Raw genomic sequence first — 18,618 nt, 5'->3', positions numbered from 1 at the left:
TTTGCGTATGTAACACGCAATTTTCTATGGCTGCCGGCGGTTGGCTGGCAGCTACTTTATTATCTTAACGGTTCAAACACGATCCAAACCTATGACCCCACAATTGAGTTTCTCAGAGGCTTTCGTGCAGGAACAGGTCATCAATTACCTAAAACAGTATTACGAAAGCCGAAGCAGTAATGGAATAGTTTATGCCGGATCAGAAGCCTTTACTCAAAATAAAGCCTTCCGGGCCGATGGTCTGATCGTTTTCCATCAGCGACCCTCCAAAATAGTTACGGCCTCTCTGGAAGTCAAACGCGACCTTGGCAAAGGGGACCTCAATAAGTCCATTGACTATGGCCGGGCCCGTACCACTGCTTATATAGTTTCTTCCCTGATCGGATTACTCGCCTCCATATTGCTCTTCAAGTTGTGGAGACCTTTGCTTCTGGAACCACTTTGGTATATAGCACACGTGCTAACAACGGTCACTCTTGGTTACATTTTCTACCAAATACTAAAGCAAAAGAAACTCTTCTTCACTCAACGAATCAGAGCCCTGCAGCAGCTAGCCAATTATCCTGCCAATGAGCGCTGGCTTGCCTTTGCCTATGATAGCCGGATTCACTCGAGGGATAAACTAAAGCAGGTTATCCTTGCCTGCAGACAGGAAGGTGCAGGCTTAATCGTGATGCGCCCTGATAAAGGCTGGCGGATCGAAAAGGAGGTCGAACCCCGGTACAACAACAGCCCCGGAAAACAAATCCTAAAAAAATACCTGGAAGAAAGTAGCATTGCCCAGCATATCCAATCCAAAAAGCACCGGCCAATATGGTGGTTCCGTAAAACACCTGCCCAGAGAAAATACTATTCCAAAATAATGCTATCCGTCACCCTGGTTTTCCTGGTTTTCGTATTTGTACTCGGTGCCCAAAAAGAAAGCCGAAGTCATCAACCCAAGGTAGCCAACCCCGAAATTGTACCTACCGAACCCCCACAAAACGCACCTACACCCGAAGGTAATTCAGGGGAGCCCGCTCCTACGCCACCCGCAATAACAGCCGATACAACCTGCAACCTGCCCACACAAGGATACCTGATCATTGAAGGTCAGTTTCAATCTGCTGCTGAAGCCAGCCAACGCGCTACTGACTTTGAAAGCCTCCGACTGGCTGAATGCCGGCCACTATGGCTACCTTGTACTGGTGCGGAAGCATCAATATGGACGGTTCAGATCGGTTCGCCTGTCCATGATCAATCGGAAGCCAGGAGACAATTGGATTACCACGTAAAAAATCTGAGCCGCGCCGGTGCTTACCGTCAGTCACCAAAGATTATTCCATTGCACTAGCATACCCAGCGCCGACAGCTTGCTGTCACTCCCAGGAAAGTAACCCGGGCAGCCTCATCCTCATCCTCATCCTCATCCTCAATCTTGACCTGAACCTCAACCCTGCCCCTAAACCTCAGCCTCAACCTCCCTCTACCCCCCATTTCCCAAAATTCCCTATCTTCCCACCCAAACCAAAACACCGCGCATGCTCACCGGACAACTCCGCAACGAAGTCGACAAACTCTGGGAAACCTTCTGGACCGGAGGCATCACCAACCCGCTCACCGTCATCGAGCAGATCACCTACCTGCTCTTCCTGCGGCGGCTCGACCAACAGCAGCTGCTCAAGGAAAAACAGGCGAGCGAACTCGACATGCCGATCACCGACCCCATCTACCCGGAAGCCGCCACGCCCCTGCGCTGGAGCAGCTTCAAAAACCTGGACCCGGAGGCCATGATCGACCGCTTCACCCGTGGCATCACCCTCAATGGGGAGCAGACCAATGTCTTCGACTATATGAAGCAGCTGGCCCCGGAGGATACGGCTTTCGCCAACCACATGAAGGGGGCGACGTTTATGATCTCCACGCCCCGCCTGCTCGACCGGGCGGTGCAGCTCATCGATAAGCTCGATATGGACGACCGCGATACCAAGGGCGACCTGTACGAGTACCTGCTGTCCAAAATCGCCTCGGCCGGGCAAAACGGGCAGTTCCGCACGCCCCGCCACATCATACAGCTGATGGTGGACATGACCCTGCCCACGCCCACCGATACCATCTGCGACCCCTCGGCCGGTACCTGCGGCTTCCTCGTGGCTGCCGATGAGTACCTGAGGCGGGAGCACCAAGACGAATTCTACAAAAAGGAATTCCGCGCCCACTACAACAGCGCGATGTTCAACGGGCTGGAATTCGACAGCAGCATGATGCGCATCGGCGCGATGAACCTGATGCTGCACGGCATTGAGCGCCCCAATCTGCTGCACGTGGACGCCCTGAGCGAACAGAACGCCGGCATTACCGACCGCTACAGCCTGATGCTCGCCAATCCGCCCTTCAAGGGCAGCCTCGACTACGACTTTGTGGAGCCCAGCCTGCTCAAGGTGGCCAAGACCAAAAAGACCGAGCTGCTCTTCCTGGCCCTAATGCTGCGGATGATGCGCCCGGGCGGGCGGGCCGCCGTGATTGTGCCCGATGGGGTGCTCTTCGGCTCGAGCCGCGCCCATAAAGCCATACGGGAAGCAATCGTGGAGGAGCACCAACTGCAGGGCGTGGTGAGCATGCCCTCCGGGGTGTTCAAGCCCTACGCCGGGGTGAGCACCGCCATACTGCTGTTCACCAAGACCAATTCCGGCGGTACGGATCAGGTCTGGTTTTACGATATGCAGGCCGATGGCTACAGCCTGGACGACAAGCGCAGCGAACTGGGCCGACGCATGCCGGAGCAGCCCGACGAGCTGGCCAAGGACGAGCACCTCTCCACCCTCACCGACCCCCACGGGCAGGTATTGGAGTACCGGGTGCAAAAGCACGAAGAGAACAACATCCCCGACATCCTCCACCGCTGGCGCACCCCCGAAGGCGAGGCCGAACGCCCCCGCACCGCCCAATCCTTCTACGTGCCCGTGCAGGAGATACGCGATAACGCCTACGATCTCAGCATCAACCGCTACAAGGAGATCGAGTACGAAGCCGTGGACTACGACCCGCCGCAGGAGCTGCTGGCCCGCATCCGCCAAATGGAGGCCGAGCGCGCACAGCTGATGCAGGACCTGGAACAAATGCTGGATTAGCCCGCATTTGCGCCCATTAGTGCCAAAAATTTGTGAACATCTGTGGACCAAAACAACAGCAATATGAAATGGGAAAGGGTGGAATTGGGTAATCTTACAAAAATCACATCCGGAGGTACGCCCAGTAGAAAAAAGCCCGAATACTACTCAAATGGTGATATCCCTTGGGTAAAAACAGGGGATTTAAAAAGAAGAGAGATATTTGAATCCTCAGAATTCATTACTGAGTTAGGCTTGAAAAGCTCTTCGGCAAAACTATTCCCAAAAAATACAGTCTTAGTAGCCCTCTATGGAGCCACCATCGGAGCTTGTTCGATTTTGAGAATATCTGCATCTACAAATCAAGCATGCGCTGCCATTCTTCCCTCTGAAAAACTAGACGAAAATTACCTTTTCTACTTCTTGTCCTATTTTAAACCCCAACTTATCGAAGCAGGAGTTGGCGGAGCCCAACCTAATATTTCCGGGAAAATCATCAAAGAAACCCAAATCCCACTCCCGCCCCTCTCCGAGCAGCGCCGCCTGGCCGCCCGCCTGGACAAAGCCGATGCGGTGCGCCAAAAGAGCCGCGCGCTGGTGGATGTGTATGCGGAGCTGGGGCGCTCGGTGTTTTTGGAGGTGTTTGGGGACCCGGTGCGGAATGAGCGGGGTTGGGAGGTGGTGGAGTTGGAGGAAATTAGCAAGAAAATTACGGATGGCACTCATCAATCTCCAACGTTCCTCAGTGAAGGGATTCCTTTTCTATTTGTATCTAACGTTAAAAACAACTCAATTTCCTTCCAAACCTCTAAGTACATATCAATAGAAGAACATGAAGATTTGTACAAAAGAACGCCAATAGAGATTGGCGATATTTTAGTGACTACAGTTGGCTCTTACGGAAACGTCGCCGCTGTAGCATCCAATGAAAAGTTCATGTTTCAGCGACATGTAGGTTATGTGAAACCGGATCACAGTATAGTCAAATACGAGTTTTTAGTTAGTGCTCTACAGTCAGATTTTGTTCAAAACCAAATGCACAGAGTTGTCAAAGGAGTTGCTCAAAAAACCCTAAATCTAAAAGAACTAAAAAAACTCCAAATCCCACTCCCGCCCCTCCCCCTCCAAACCCGTTTTGCGGCCATGGTGGCCAACATAGAGGGCCAGCGGCGGTTGGCGGAGCGGCAGTTGGAGGCGGCGGAGGCGATGTTTGGTGGGGTGTTGCAGGGGACTTTTGAGGGGTAAGGTGGGCAAGGTTAAAGGGTAAAGCAGCCAAAATTCCAAAGTTAAAGTGGGGAAGGGTAAAGTTCTAAAGTCATCGTACTTAAGGGGAAAGCGAGAGCGGCGGAACAAAAATATAAGTTCAGGGGTTTCATAAATCCTGACAATTGTTATATTGCAGGTGATACCATAACAATAGGAGCAACAGGACATGAAGAAACCAGAAAAACAAACCAAGGTCGATAACCCTTTGGTTTTCAGCAACGAAAAAACAGAAGTGCTTCACGAAGCTTTCAGCCGTTTTTCTGAAGTCATGGATGAATACCTGGAGCAACACCCGGAATCACAACAGGAAATAGCCAGCCTGAAGGCAGCTTTAAAGAAGAAGTACACCGAGCAAAAATTAGCCTATTTTTTAGAAGACCGCCTATCTTATATGGGTGAATACCTCAATAAGGCACTCGGATATGCTTTGGACAGAGATCAGCTGCCTACCGCCGCAGCTGCTGATGAAACCCAACTATTCTATCTGAAAAGCTCAAAGCGATTTACGTTAAACCGCTAAACTTCTTCATAAATGAGCGATGAACCTAAACACCCCTCTGAGGAAAATGAGGGGCAACTTCCCCAGGCTCCTGAACGGAAAATGCAAACAATTTTGCAGGAGTTAGAGGTCATGGCCCTAAGAAAAGGAGGTACAGGCAATTCCGGATTAGACCTAAGCAACTTATCGGAGCAGCAGATGAACAGTTTGCTCAGCTTACTGGAAAAAAATGAGGACAACGCATTCAAATTCCACGATAAACGCCTTGACGTAGCCCGGGATATAGAGTTGAAAAAGATAGAATCAACAACTATCAATCAACGTACTATTCGGATTGCACTCATCATCATTCTGATTGCGGTACCCGTAATTTCTCTGCTCATTCTCTTTTTCAAGGATCAGTTCTTTATCCCCTGGCTTACATTTTTAACCGGCATTCTTGGCGGTTTAGGGTTAAGCAAAGTCCCAAGATTCCTGCTGAAGCAACCTGACAGCAACCCCATTATTGAAACAGGAGAGAAAGACAAATAAGGGTACTTCTCTTGATAGGCCATTCCTAATGCCGTAGTTTTCAAACCTGTTTGACTACCTGAAGGCAGGCGATACGCTGGAGGCGTTTTTGTATGACTTCCCCTCTGTCCGTAAGGAACAGATGGTAGAATTGCTTACTTTTTTTGAGAACTTTTTCCAGCTAAGCGTCAATAGCCATGACAACCATTTTGCTTGATGAGAACCTGCCTGCGCCGCTAAAAAAAGATTTTTCAGATGCGTTTCTGGTATTTACGGTTTACGACAAAGGTTGGCAATCCAAGAAGAACGGAGCGCTCTTGCAGGCGATAGATGAAGAAGGTATAGATTTTTTGATGAAGCTAGCGGGAGAGAAACTATAAGCCTACTCTACGGAATCAAACTGCTGGCGATTCTCCGCTTCCAGAAGCTGTCTTAACTCTACTAAATCTTGGTATTTAGTGTAATCAAATACCGATTTGGCATATTTGTAATAATCCTTTGGGGAGAAGCCTGGTAAATATTTGCACAGACTCTTCATAAAGTCTTTGCCTTGGAAGTAAACCAAAAACTGCTCCTCAGCAAAAAAGTGATCGTCAAAAAGCGCTAAAAATTCATCAAATATCCTGTCAAACTCCTCTTTTGTCCAGGCTTTTATTTTGCCTATGCTCTCCTGAATTTGTTCAAACCCCATTTCGCGGCAGAAGTCTTCTGATAAATCTTCCGGCAAGGTTCCACTTTTACCTGGAACGATATTTGTGCCGAAGTCAGTGGGTACGCGCATTTGGCCCAAGGTATGCCGGGCTGCTTGAAAAAACTTAATATCCTTGGCAGCATGCAGGTACTGATCTTTTAGGTCGTCACTGTTCCAAGACTTTCCCTCGGAGTAGGCTTTTATACAATCATAGGCCAGTAAATAGTTTTCTATCGTTGTCCTGTAACTGTAATAAACATAACTACCATCATTTTGGAGCGATTCTGTGTCTGGTACAGGTGCATCGAAGTCTCTATCGCGAAAGAAAATCTTAAACTTTGATTTAGCAACACCAGCTTCATATACCTGAATAGCACTTTTCGCTCCACGTTTACCTCCTATCGGCACTATTAAAACCCCTAACCCATCTACTACTTTTTCCAAGATATCAAAATCGTGGCTTCCTGCTTTTCCCTCGCAGTACACTTTGATAATATCACTCATGGCAGACGGATTATTTGCTCTTCTTCAAACATGGAGGTCACACTTTCAGAATGAGTGGTCAAGATAAACTGATTATTTTTTCCCAATTTACTTAATGACCTAACAAAAGCTTGCTGAAGTGGTGGATGCAGATGAAGTTCTACCTCATCAATAATTATGATAGAGTTATTGATATTCCAGCGTGCAAAATCAAGCAAAATGGGAAATATAGCTCGCTCACCAGCGGACATTTCTGATATCTCGTACTGATTAATACCATCGTACAAAAAAAAGTCAGGCGCACTAGCCTTCTCAAATGCGTCAAAGTTTGGTGCAGCCCCTACAAAGGATCGTTTCGGGAAAACAGTTTTATACAATTTGTGCAGCGCATCGTAAAAATCAAATTGCCCCCCCTTTAAATCGCGTTTACCTTCTTTAATAGCTATATGGAAAGAGTATGCACTCGCTAAAAAAGACCTCATCCAATCCAGCTGAGGCTTTTCAACATCAAACGTATTTGAGATACTGTACGAAGTTCGCTGTTCTGTATACCAATATATATCCCCGACCCGATTAAAGAGTTCGTTTTTCTGCTCCGCATACTTGGTTAGTCTTTTTGCAAACTGATAACCGCTAAACTGATAGTATGCATTTGACCCCAAATCAGTATTAACCTTTTGCCGATTGTGATCATAAGCTAAGGTGATTTCCAAATTTTCTGCGGGCACCCCTAGTTGCACTCCCTTTTCTATGAGCTCCTGAGCATAAGATTTCGTGGCCGCCACTTCCTCTTCGGTAAATTGGTAAGTACACTTGATATTTAGAGGAAATCTCCCTGACTGGATATGGCTATGATCAAAGCCTGGCCAATCAAGAGATTCGGCAGAAAAATGCTCCCTGGTCGCTGTTGCGGTCACAAGCACTATTGCCTGAAGCAATGAAGACTTACCTGATCCATTATTACCTACAATCAGCGTTACGTCCGAACCATCGTATTGATTATGATCCCAGAAATCAAAAGATTGCTGATTGACAAATTTTTTAAAACTACTTATTTCTACCTTGGATACTCTCATAAGCCAAATTTGGACACATAAAGATACAGACTCTTATCTCAAAACCCTAGATTAAAATCACCCAGAAAGGGTATAGCGCCAAACTTCCCTTTAATGTAGTTGCGCTCGTAGCTTTCATTTTCCCGGCTTTTATTCTGCAACCCATTACTTTTATTTATATTCCCGTCTCTAAACAGCAGGACATCTATGGACTCCAACTTCCAATTCCTCCGTGAGGGCTGGCCCGAAGTATTCCAAAACGCACAGCAGGCCGAAGCCCACGGCATCACCGCGCCCGTTACCTCTGTCTTCTACAGCCGCCTGACGCTGGAGCTGATGGTCAACTGGCTGTACGAAAATGACGAGGAGTTGGAAGCGCCTTATGATACGGCCCTCTCCTCCCGTATGTACGAGCGGACCTTCCGGGAGATTTTGCCACCGAGCATGTACAAAGAGCTGCACATCATCCGCAAGGAGGGTAATAATGCCGTGCATACCGGCAAAACCTCTCAGTACAAAGCGCTGGCCATGCTCAAGTACCTGCACCGCTTCCTGGGCTGGTGCGCCCGCCTGTACAGCGAAGAGCGGCCTGAGGTACCGACCTTCGAAGACCACTTTATACCCGCCAAAGGCACGGCAGAGAAAAGCAGGGCACAGTTGGAGCGCATGCAACTGCAGGTGGAGGAACGGGTGGAGGAGCTGCAAAAGGAACGCCGCCGCCGGCTGCAGGCCGAAGAGGAAGCCGCCCGCCTGAAAGCGCAGCTGGAAGCCCTGCAGGCCATCAAATCCCAGAATAAAGCCGCAGGCAACGTGCTGCCGCCACCGCCAATGAGCGAAAAGGAAACCCGTGAAATCTTCATCGATGTGTTGCTCCGGGAAGCCGGCTGGGATATTGATGCACCGAATGTGCGGGAGTACCCGGTAGAGGGCCTGCCCGTGGCGGTCAACAAAACAGGGCGGGGCAATGCCGACTATGTCCTCTGGGGCCAAAATGGTAAGCCACTGGCGGTCATTGAAGCCAAGCGCACGAGCAAAGAGGCCTATCAGGGGCAGCATCAGGCAGAACTCTATGCCAACTGCCTGGAGCGTATGCACGGGCAACGGCCGATTATCTTTTTCACCAATGGCTACGAAAACTGGATCTGGGATGACACCTTCTACAGTGCCCGCCCAATTTCCGGTTTTCTGACCCGGGAGGAACTGCAACTGCTTATAGACCGGCGGCAAAGCCGACAGGATATACGTACACTCAGGCCCAATACCGAAATTGCCGGGCGCCATTATCAGATGGAAGGCATTCAGCGCGTTATGGAAACCTTTGCGAAGGAAGCCGATGGCCAACTGCGGGGCGGCAAACGCGCTGCACTGATCGTGATGGCAACCGGAGCGGGCAAAACCAGGACGGCGGCGGCAATCGTAGAGCTGCTATCCAAAGCCAACTGGGTCAAACGGGTACTCTTCCTGGCCGACCGCAGTGCGCTGGTCAAACAGGCGAAGAAAGCTTTTAAACAACATACGCCTCACCTCAGCGCCATCGACCTTACGCAGGAAAAGGAAGAAACGGACACCCGTCTTGTTTTCTCCACCTACCCTACGATGATGAACCGTATAGATGGTGCCCGCAGCGGAGACGCCCGTTTGTTTACGCCCGGCCACTTCGACCTCATTATCGTGGACGAGGCCCACCGCTCGGTTTACCAGAAATACAATGCCATCTTTGAGTACTTCGACGCGCTGCTGCTGGGCCTGACCGCTACTCCCAAAGATCAGGCAGATAAAGACACCTACGAGCTGTTTGACTGCGAAGTGCGCAACCCCACCTTCTCCTACGATATCGAGGAAGCCGTCCGCGATGGCTATCTGGTGCCGCCCCGGGGCGAAAAGGTCAACCTTGGATTTGTCCGCCGGGGCATCCACTACAATGACCTTTCCGAAGAAGAGCAGGCTGAATACGAGTCCACTTTTCGGGATGAGGCCGGGGAAGTCCCGGAGCACATCGACGCTTCCGCCATCAACAGCTGGCTGTACAACCATGATACCATTGATAAAGTCATTGACCACCTCATGCAGAAGGGGCAACGGGTAGCCGGTGGGGACAAGATGGGCAAGAGTATCATTTTCGCCAAGAACCACAAACACGCCAAGCTCATCGAGCAGCGGTTTGACAAACTGTACCCACAGTACGGCAGCAAATTTTGCCGGGTGATCGACAATTACGACCGCTTTGCGCAGCAGCTTATCGAAGACCTCTCGGACATCAACAAGTACCCGCAAATTGCCGTTTCGGTGGATATGCTCGATACCGGCATCGACATCCCCGAGCTGCTCAATCTGGTCTTTTTCAAGCCGGTCTACTCCCGCGCCAAGTACTGGCAGATGGTGGGCCGAGGTACCCGCCTGTGTCCTGATTTGTTTGCGCCCGGTGAGGACAAGGCGTTTTTCTACATTTTCGACTTTTGTGGCAACCTGGAGTTCTTTGAGCACAATCCGGACGGGCTGCAAACCAAAGTGCCGCTGCGCCTCTCACACCGTATTTTCCAGGCCCGCTTGCAACTGGCACAGCTGATCAAACAGCAGGACCCTGCCGACACTTTCCGGCAGGAACAACTTGACTTTTGCCATAGTGCCGTCAGTGCCCTCTATGCGCAACGGGACCACTTCCGCATACAGATGAAGCTGGGCGAAATCGACCCACTGCGTGACCGCGCCCAATGGAATGATCTGGGCGACAGCGAGATTGAGCAGATTACTAACTCCCTTGGTCCGCTCATTGAACTGGACGACCCGGATGAAGCCGCCAAACGCTTTGACCTGCTGATGCATGAGCTTTATGCCCTGCGCATCAGTGGCGATGAGGCACAGGAACCCTACCTGCGCAAAATACAGCGCCTGGCCGGTCAACTGGCCGGCATGCACAATATCCCTGCCATACAAAAGGCCATGCCCCACATTCAGCGGGCGCAGGATGCTGCCTTTTTACAGGAAGCCACGCTGCCGGAGCTGGAAAGCATACGCAAAGCCCTGCGCGGGCTGCTGCACATCATCCCCCGGCGGGAACGGAAGGTCTACGAAACGAACTTTAAGGATCAGATCGACGGAACAGAGGCGGCAGAAGTGCTGCGGGGTATCGAATCCATGGACAACTACCGGCAGCGCGTGGAACGCTATGTCAGAGAAAACAGGGAACACATTGCCATCCAAAAACTCCGCACCAATCAACCGATCACAGCCGCTGAGCTACAGGAGCTGGAGCGCCTGCTCTTTGAAGACGACCCGGTGGCCCGGGAAGCCCTCGAAAAGGAACTGGGCGATCAACCCCTTGGCGCATTCATCCGCAGCCTCGTGGGGCTCGACACCAGGGCTGCCAAGGAAGCCTTCGCAGATTTGCTCCACCAAAGCCAACTCCGCGCGGATCAAATGACCTTCCTCAACCGCCTGATCGACTACCTGGCGGTCAACGGCACGATCCAAAAACGGATGCTGATGCAACCACCCTTTACCGACCTGCACGACATGGGCATCTTCGGCATTTTTGATGATGATGCGGAGCGGGCGAAAATCATCCGTATTATCGATGCGATCAACCGGAATGCGGAGGCGGGGTAAGCAGTATAAAAGAGCAGGCGCAGGCCACAGTTACTGCTGAGCAACCCACACCTACCCTCCACATCCTCCCTTAATGCCGGTGCCCCGGCTCATAAATCAGCCGGATAAACGTACTCAGCCGCTGGTTTTCCCGTTCTACGGGGATGCCGGCCACAATACCGACCAGCAAGTTGTCGGCCAGCCCAACCCGCATCTGCGGGCGGATGACCATATCGAAATCGCCCCGCTTAAATTCCTGATTGAACTCCACACCAATGAAATTCCGGGTGCCGGTAATCATGTAATGGAAGTTGAAGTTGGCTTGCCAGGATTGATGCATATCCATGCCATGAATCGCCTCCAGGACCGGGCCGGTATACAGCAGGGTGTGGTAGTGCGTCCCCCACCGCTTAGCCATCACCAAAAAGGGGTTAAAAATGTGCCCTTTGAGCATAGACGTGCTTCCGTACATCGAAAATTCCGGCAATTCGAATTCATGGATGTAGCCCAGGGCCATAGAGGTACTTTTCTCCTCACTGACCAAAAAGGTGTACTGGGCAGCCATTTTCAGGCTATTCAGGCGGCTGCCGGGCGCAGACATGCCCTCCTCTATCGGAAAATGAAAGGTGAAGGGCAATTCTACTTCCAGCCCAAGCCGGTCAACCGGGGCCCATTCGTACTCCACCAATGCTTCGTAGGTGTCAAAAACCTGATTATCGGTCAGGCCTAAGCCTACGTTCCATTCCTTTTCGCCCTTGCGCGCGCCCAGGTCTCTGATCAGATCGATGTAGAGGGGCTCAGCGTGCAGGACTTTGGGGCGCAAGCCGCCGCTTTCCACTTCGAGAACGTAAAGGCTGTCCTGCTCAGCAGGGGTTTGTGCAAAAAGTAGTACGGGCAGGCAGCATGCACTAAGTAGTGGGGCAAAAACAAAATGCACAACTTTCGGAAAGCTTTTGCCCCAACATCGTGCAAAACCCGTCCTTTGGCTGATTTTGCACGACCTTGGAACAAAATCAGTTGTGCATTTTGTTTTTCGAGAAGCCCTAAGTAGCGCCTGAGTTATCAAATATTTCATAATTGTATAGTTGGGGCATAGCACAGGCTGTCCAGCTTATGCTATACCAAATGGAGCAATATACCGACGACGAAGTAGTTTGGGACCAACCATGACTTCGTGTCGGCATATACTCGTGCGTCGGGTTTGTGCCTTACGCCCAAACCTCTCCGTTCCGAGTATAATTGAAAAGCCTTCAGTTGCTGCAAAGCAGAACTGAGGTAATGAGAATGAGTATACTTCGCTGCATATTACAGCGGCGTTCAGGCAGGAAAGTCCGGAGGAGGGGTCGGGGGCGTTTGCCAGATGTCCTTGGGCGGCTGCATCCTGAGCAAAGCCCATTGGTTAGAGGTGCATTGGTCAGGAAACGCCATGGCCAGGCTATCGGAAAACAGCAATACATCAAGGCTGCTATACTTTTTCAACAGCGTTTTACCAGCGTCATCATCATCGTACTCTTTGAAAAAATCTTCGTATTGCAGGACACGCTCCACGAAAACTTCCAGTACGCTCTCCATTTCATTATAAGAGAGGTCTTCCGCCACAGCATCAGAATAGAGGTCAGGCGGGTCTATCATCCCATTCAGGAAGACAGCTGCCAAAAAGACGATTAGCCCTCTGAGCAACCTGCTATTTCTAAGTTCTCTGATGATCATGGAATGTATTGATGCCGCAAAGATAACTGAATCCGGACAGTAATATTATCTGATTGGGAAATAAACACCCCTCCGACTTTCTTCACAACATCCAAAAGGCATACCCAAGAGCAGCCACAAGCATCACACCAAAACCTAATGTTGACTTTTTCCGCATCGTGCTATTCCCAAAAGCTAAGCAAAAGCCATACTTGACCAGTGTATTGGAAAACGCTGCCAGCACCGTGGCTACAGCTGCCACATCCAGGCGCTGCTGTCCATTTCCGTACTCCGACATAGATACGGTGATCGCATCCACATCCGCAAAACCGGAGACAGCAGCAGCCCAGTACACTCCGGTATCGCCAAGGTGAGTAGAAGCATAACCCACGCCCAGCTGAATAGCAGTATAGATCAGCGCAAAGACCGCGGCTTCCCGAAAATTGAGGGGGTTTCCCCGTTCAGGGGGGGCGGAGAGCGTTTCTTGCTGTGCTGTACGGAACAGGTATGCACTGATGAGCACTCCAATCAGGCCCAGCGCCAAAATCGGGGGAGCCAGTGCAAGGAACAACGTCCAATTCAACAAAGCGGGCCATACCAGCAGGCGCGGAAACATAATCGAGGATGCCAATACAACCGCCCCGGCTTCCCGGCTCCCGCTGCCTTTACCTTCCCCCACCCGGCGGGAGAAGTACCAGGCGGTTGCCGTGCTTGATGCTAGTCCACCCAGGACGCCTGTCAGGAAGGTGGAACGTTCCGCAAAGAACCGGCTCAGGAAATAGCCGGCAAAATTTAAAGTGAGAAAGATAGAGAGGATCAGTCCCGTCTTGTAGGCATTGAAAAAACCATAAGGTCCAATATTCTGATCCGGGAGCAGAGGCAACACCAGAGCGGTAACCAGTAAAAACTGAAGGATAGACAGGAACTCTTCCTTTGAAAGTGCTCCGGCGAGATTGTGGAGCCGGATTTTAAGCGTAAGCAGGGCTGTTACCGCAATCGCGATACCAACACTTAGATAGGCATGCCCTAATTGTACCATCCCTCCCAGTACAAATACCAATATCAGGGAGAACTCGGTGGTGGTGCCGCTTACAGTAGACTGTGCCCGCAGGAAAGAAATGGCGACAATTGTGAATACCCCCATCAGAACCCCGAAAAAAGCCCAAACAGAAAGGGCTGCTCCCATGAAAACACCAAGGTACCCTAATACTGCGACAATGGGAAAAGTACGGATACCGGCAAACAGGTGCTTTCCTTCCTTTAGCTGATAAGCCTGCTCACGTTCAAGCCCTAGTAACAGCCCAATTCCCAGGACGATTAGCAGGGATTGAAATTGCCGGAGCAGTTCAATATCTAAATTCAGTGGTTCCATTCGCATTTTTTTTGCCGGGAGTATCAATAGCCCAGGGTGCTCTGACCACCATAGTTTCAAACGGAGGTCAAACTCTTGAATGCAATCCGTTATCAGCTGCTGCGCAAACTTGAAAAAAAGCTTTCACACAGCCCAATTTAGCCGCCTCGTGTCACCGAAAGGAAAGGAATCATGCCCTCCGCCCTTACTCCCCCACCTCAATAGCCATCCCAAAAGTATCCTCCGCAAAGGTGCCCTCGTCGTACACCAGATTGCCATTGACGAAAGTCTTGAGGACCTTATTGTGGAAAGTGGTGCCTTCCAGAGGCGACCAGCCGCACTTGTACAGGATGTTGTCTTTAGCGACCGTCCAGGATTGGTTCAGGTCCACTAGCGTCAGGTCGGCGTAGTAGCCTTCGCGGATGTAGCCGCGCTTGTACATCCGGTAGAGGCGGGCCGGGCTGTGGCACATCTTCTCGGCGATTTTCTCCAGCGAAATCTTGCCCTGATAGTGGAACTCCAGCATGCAGTTGAGGGTGTGTTGTACCATGGGCGCACCTGACATAGACTGGAAGTAGGGCTTCTGCTTTTCTTCCAGGGTATGGGGTGCGTGGTCGGTGGTTATGAGGTCGATTCGGTCATCGAGCAGGGCCTGCAGCAGGCCTTCCTTATCTTTTTTGGTCTTGATGGCCGGGTTCCACTTGATGAGGACGCCCAGGCGCTCGTAGTCCTCATCGGAAAACCAGAGGTGGTGCACGGAGACTTCCGTGGTGATTTTCTTCTCTTCCAGCGGGATGTCGTTGCGGAACAGGTGGGTTTCTGCCTCGGTGGTCAGGTGCAGGATGTGCAGGCGGGCACCGTGCTTCTCCGCCAGGCCGATGGCGCGCTCGGTGGCTTCGTAGCAGGCTTGTGTGCTGCGGATGATGGGGTGGAACTTCACCGGTACGTCATCGCCGTACATTTCCCGGTACTTTTCCTCGTTTTGCTCCACGATCTGCTCCTTCTCTGAGTGGATAGCGATGATGGATTTGCAATTGGCGAAAAGCTTCTCCATCGTCTCCGGGTTGTCCGCCAGCAGGTTGCCCTTTTTGGTGAAGTACAGCCCGTCGTCGGAAACGCCCATCAGCTTGGTGGTATCGGTTTTGATCACTTCATCCAGGTTGTCACCATTGACACCGAGGAAAAAGGAGTAATTGGCCAGGGACTTTTTGGAAGCGATCTCGTACTTCTCATTCAGGCGCTCCATCGTCAGGGTATTGGGGATGGTGTTGGGCATGTCGATGAAGGAAGTGACGCCGCCGGCCACCGCCGCCTTGCTTTCGGTGTGCAGATCAGCTTTGTGGGTTGCGCCCGGGTCCCGGAAATGCACCTGCCCGTCGATAATGCCCGGGAAGAGGTGCTTGCCGGTGCCGTCGATGACTTTATCGTCCGGCTCTGCTTCTATCTTTCCTATTTTAGCAATGCGCCCCTCTGATAAGAGTACATCCGCAATAACTGTTTTTCCTTCGTTTACGATAGTTGAGCCCTTGATTAAAATCCGCTGGTTCATGGTTTATGTTTTGTTCGGTTCGATGATCTTTGAATTTTGGCACCCGCTTTTGAGGCTACCGCCTAAAACTACGAAAATACTAAACATTGGGACAAACCCCTCCCCTGCCAGTGTGTATGACAAAGGTTGCTGGGGTAGAGCTTCCCGCTCTGCTCCAGCTTATCCAAGATTTTTGGGCAATGCACCAAAGTAGGCTAACAGCAAATGCTGCCAGGCTAATCAAAAAGTGCAATTTGTTGTGCACACCCCTCTGCCTTTCCGGAAACAGTCCCCAAGCCCCGCCGGGCTACCGGCCAAAATGATCACAGTATTTTAGTAATTTTTAAAACCTAAGAAATTTCTGAATGAGTAAAATAAAAATTTAGACTTTAAAACTACATCTGCCACCAGATATACCCTCCTGCCACCAGCAAAATCAAGGCAAACCCGATAGAAGACTACTGGCGCAAACGGCCATTTCCAAAAGCCAGGCAGAAGCCATATTTAACGAATGTATTCGAAATGGTTACCAGGACGATGACCGCTCCGGCAACCCGAAAGTGATTACCTGCTGGCGGGTAGCATCTAGTTATTCCGTACTTTGCCTATTGTCCCTTTCCTGCAAATTGGAGGCGGAGGCAACAGGGCCGCTCCGTGCCATTCTTACCGGAAAGCACAGGACACCCCAACGGCGTTACAACCGTACTTTCAAATCATCCATTTATCGAAAACAGAAAAAACCTGAACATGACAGCCACCGATCAATTCTCCCATGTTGATTATCTGTGGGATGAACAAAAAGCCGCAGCGCTGGAAGGCGACGAAGTAGGCTTATTCCTCTACCGCTCTAATATTCTTGGTGCAGACTTGCGGATCACCAACTTCGGAGGGGGCAATACCAGCTGCAAAACCATCGAAAAAGACCCGCTGACCGGTGAAGAGGTAGAGGTGATGTGGGTAAAAGGTTCCGGTGGTGATATTGGCACCCTGACCCGCTCAGGCATTGCCGGCCTGTATACGAGCCGCCTGCGTGACTTAAAGAACGTTTACCGGGGCATTGAGCATGAAGATGAGATGGTCGGGCTGTTTTACCACTGCCTGTACGACCTCGATAGCCGGGCCCCGTCTATTGATACCCCTCTGCACGGGCTACTGCCTTTCAAGCACATCGACCACCTGCACCCCGATGCCCTGATCGCAGTAGCTGCTGCGGAAGACAGTGAAGCCGTCACCAAAGAAATATGGGGGGACACCATGGGCTGGGTGCCCTGGCAGCGCCCCGGGTTTGACCTCGGGCTGCAACTGGAAAAATGCCTGAATGAAAACCCCGGCATCCGGGGTATTGTACTGGGTAGCCACGGCTTATTCACCTGGGGAGACACCTCCTACGAGTGCTATATGAACAGCCTGGAAGTTATTGAACAGGCCTCCCGTTACATCGGCGAGCGCGAGGGCAAAGACCGCCAGGTATTTGGCGGGGCCCGTATGGAAAGCCTGCCTGATGCCGACCGTAAAAAGCAGGCCGCAAAAATGGCGCCCATCCTACGAGGGCTGTGCTCCAGCCATAAGCGCATGATTGGGCACTTCACCGATGATGAGCGGGTGCTGCAATTCATCAATAGCCACGACCTGGACAAGCTGGCACCGCTGGGCACCTCCTGCCCTGATCACTTCCTGCGCACCAAGATCAAACCACTGGTGCTGGAAATGCCATCAGATGCCGACCTCTCCAACCCGGAGGCCATCAAAACGCAACTGGAACCGGCCTTTGAGCAGTACCGCAAAGACTACGCTGAATACTACGAAAGCTGCAAACACCCCGACAGCCCTGCGATGCGCGACCCCAACCCGGTCGTCATCCTTTACCCGGGTGTGGGCATGTTCACCTTTGCCAAAAACAAACAGACCGCACGGGTGGCCAGCGAATTCTACATCAATGCCATCAATGTGATGCGGGGAGCGGAGGCGATTTCCTCCTACACCGCACTGCCCCGTCAGGAAGCCTTCAATATCGAATACTGGCTGCTTGAAGAGGATAAGCTAAAGCGGCAACCGCCGGAACAACCCCTTTCCCGCCGGGTAGCCCTCATCACCGGAGGCGGAGGTGGCATTGGCCGGGCCATTGCAGAGAAGCTGGCTGCTGAGGGTGCCAATGTAGTGCTGACTGACCTGAAAAAAGACCGTTTGGAAGAAGCCAATCAGGCCTTCGGGCGGGATATTTCCGCTATCGCAACCTGTGATGTAGCCGATGCCAATTCCGTAACGGAAGCCTTTAACAAGGCCTGCCTGGCCTTTGGCGGGGTAGACATCGTGGTACATAGTGCCGGGCTGGCAATTTCCAAATCTATAGAAGAAACAGAACTTGCAGACTGGGACCTGTTGCAAAATGTACTGGCCAAAGGACAGTTCCTCCTGACCAAAGCCGGGGCGAAGGTCATGAAAACCCAAGGCTTTGGCGGTGATATCATCAACATCGCCAGCAAGAACGGATTGGTCTCCGGGCCCAAAAACATCGCCTACGGCACTGCCAAAGCTGCACAACAGCACATGAGCCGCCTCGCCGCGGCAGAACTCGCCGCCGATGGCATCCGCGTCAATACGGTCAACCCCGATGGCGTCATCGTCGGCAGTAAAATATGGGAAGGCGACTGGGCAGAGGGCCGCGCCAAAGCCTACGGTATTAAGGTGGAAGACTTACCTGCCCACTACGCCAACCGCAACCTGCTGAAGCAGATTATCCGTCCGGAAGATATTGCCAACGGCGTGTTTGCTTTTGTGGGTATTCTGGATAAAAGTACCGGAAATACCTTAAATGTGGATGGAGGGATGCCAGGTGCTTTCACACGATAAAGGAAGAGGAAAAAGGAATTTT

The 18,618-nt window shown here is 51.4% G+C and carries 15 protein-coding genes; 9 read left to right on the top strand and 6 right to left on the bottom strand.

Features of this window, described 5'->3' with window-relative positions; genetic code table 11:
* Window positions 1-91 precede the first annotated feature (91 nt).
* The 7 genes from ACO08I_RS26875 (at window position 92) to ACO08I_RS26845 (ending at window position 5,744) form a co-directional block, all read left to right on the top strand.
* Window positions 92-1,333 carry a hypothetical protein gene (locus tag ACO08I_RS26875; RefSeq protein WP_421947659.1) on the top strand — a complete coding sequence of 414 codons (1,242 nt, stop codon included), beginning with the start codon at window positions 92-94 and terminating at the stop codon, window positions 1,331-1,333.
* Between the two features lie 187 nt (window positions 1,334-1,520).
* A complete protein-coding gene (locus ACO08I_RS26870) occupies window positions 1,521-3,110 on the top strand; it encodes a type I restriction-modification system subunit M (protein WP_421947658.1) in 1,590 nt (529 codons plus the stop codon).
* Between the two features lie 63 nt (window positions 3,111-3,173).
* Window positions 3,174-4,334 (top strand): restriction endonuclease subunit S, encoded by a 1,161-nt coding sequence (locus ACO08I_RS26865; protein WP_421947657.1) that lies wholly within the window; start codon window positions 3,174-3,176, stop codon window positions 4,332-4,334.
* 187 nt (window positions 4,335-4,521) lie between these two features.
* The gene (locus tag ACO08I_RS26860; protein ID WP_282776876.1) at window positions 4,522-4,875 is read left to right on the top strand and encodes a hypothetical protein; all 354 of its coding nucleotides are present in this window, start codon (window positions 4,522-4,524) and stop codon (window positions 4,873-4,875) included.
* A gap of 12 nt (window positions 4,876-4,887) precedes the next feature.
* A complete protein-coding gene (locus tag ACO08I_RS26855) occupies window positions 4,888-5,385 on the top strand; it encodes a hypothetical protein (RefSeq protein WP_282776874.1) in 498 nt (165 codons plus the stop codon).
* 46 nt (window positions 5,386-5,431) lie between these two features.
* The gene (locus ACO08I_RS26850) at window positions 5,432-5,581 is read left to right on the top strand and encodes a hypothetical protein (protein ID WP_345894614.1); all 150 of its coding nucleotides are present in this window, start codon (window positions 5,432-5,434) and stop codon (window positions 5,579-5,581) included.
* On the top strand, window positions 5,562-5,744 hold the full coding sequence (locus tag ACO08I_RS26845; RefSeq protein WP_282776872.1) for a hypothetical protein: 183 nt from the start codon (window positions 5,562-5,564) through the stop codon (window positions 5,742-5,744). Before ACO08I_RS26850 ends, ACO08I_RS26845 begins: the two co-directional genes overlap by 20 nt.
* Before the next feature lie 2 nt (window positions 5,745-5,746).
* Here ACO08I_RS26845 and ACO08I_RS26840 read toward each other — a convergent pair whose 3' ends face one another.
* Both ACO08I_RS26840 and ACO08I_RS26835 read right to left on the bottom strand, forming a co-directional pair.
* Entirely contained in the window at window positions 5,747-6,559 is an 813-nt protein-coding gene (locus ACO08I_RS26840; RefSeq protein WP_282776871.1) for a hypothetical protein, read from the bottom strand.
* A complete protein-coding gene (locus ACO08I_RS26835; RefSeq protein WP_282776869.1) occupies window positions 6,556-7,614 on the bottom strand; it encodes an AAA family ATPase in 1,059 nt (352 codons plus the stop codon). The genes ACO08I_RS26840 and ACO08I_RS26835 overlap by 4 nt, the downstream gene beginning before the upstream one ends.
* 186 nt (window positions 7,615-7,800) lie before the next feature.
* Here ACO08I_RS26835 and ACO08I_RS26830 point away from each other — a divergent pair, with 186 nt between their 5' ends.
* Complete coding sequence (locus ACO08I_RS26830) at window positions 7,801-11,199, top strand: DEAD/DEAH box helicase family protein (RefSeq protein WP_421947656.1); 3,399 nt, start codon at window positions 7,801-7,803, stop codon at window positions 11,197-11,199.
* Window positions 11,200-11,269: 70 nt separating this feature from the next.
* Here ACO08I_RS26830 and ACO08I_RS26825 read toward each other — a convergent pair whose 3' ends face one another.
* The 4 genes from ACO08I_RS26825 to ACO08I_RS26810 all read right to left on the bottom strand — a co-directional run bounded on the left by ACO08I_RS26825 (window position 11,270) and on the right by ACO08I_RS26810 (window position 15,767).
* On the bottom strand, window positions 11,270-12,076 hold the full coding sequence (locus tag ACO08I_RS26825) for an HAEPLYID family protein (RefSeq protein WP_421949734.1): 807 nt from the start codon (window positions 12,074-12,076) through the stop codon (window positions 11,270-11,272).
* Between the two features lie 419 nt (window positions 12,077-12,495).
* Window positions 12,496-12,888 carry a hypothetical protein gene (locus ACO08I_RS26820; protein WP_421947655.1) on the bottom strand — a complete coding sequence of 131 codons (393 nt, stop codon included), beginning with the start codon at window positions 12,886-12,888 and terminating at the stop codon, window positions 12,496-12,498.
* An 82-nt stretch (window positions 12,889-12,970) separates the two neighbouring features.
* The gene (locus ACO08I_RS26815; protein WP_044223682.1) at window positions 12,971-14,239 is read right to left on the bottom strand and encodes an MgtC/SapB family protein; all 1,269 of its coding nucleotides are present in this window, start codon (window positions 14,237-14,239) and stop codon (window positions 12,971-12,973) included.
* A 184-nt stretch (window positions 14,240-14,423) separates the two neighbouring features.
* Window positions 14,424-15,767, bottom strand: a complete 1,344-nt coding sequence (locus tag ACO08I_RS26810; RefSeq protein WP_421947654.1) for a dihydroorotase — start codon at window positions 15,765-15,767, stop codon at window positions 14,424-14,426.
* A gap of 726 nt (window positions 15,768-16,493) precedes the next feature.
* Here ACO08I_RS26810 and ACO08I_RS26805 point away from each other — a divergent pair.
* Window positions 16,494-18,596 carry a bifunctional aldolase/short-chain dehydrogenase gene (locus ACO08I_RS26805; protein WP_421947653.1) on the top strand — a complete coding sequence of 701 codons (2,103 nt, stop codon included), beginning with the start codon at window positions 16,494-16,496 and terminating at the stop codon, window positions 18,594-18,596.
* Window positions 18,597-18,618: the final 22 nt, after the last annotated feature.

Source organism: Phaeodactylibacter xiamenensis (assembly GCF_965229835.1).
Lineage (GTDB): Bacteria > Bacteroidota > Bacteroidia > Chitinophagales > Saprospiraceae > Phaeodactylibacter > Phaeodactylibacter xiamenensis.
This window is presented reverse-complemented; position numbering and strand designations above follow the sequence as displayed.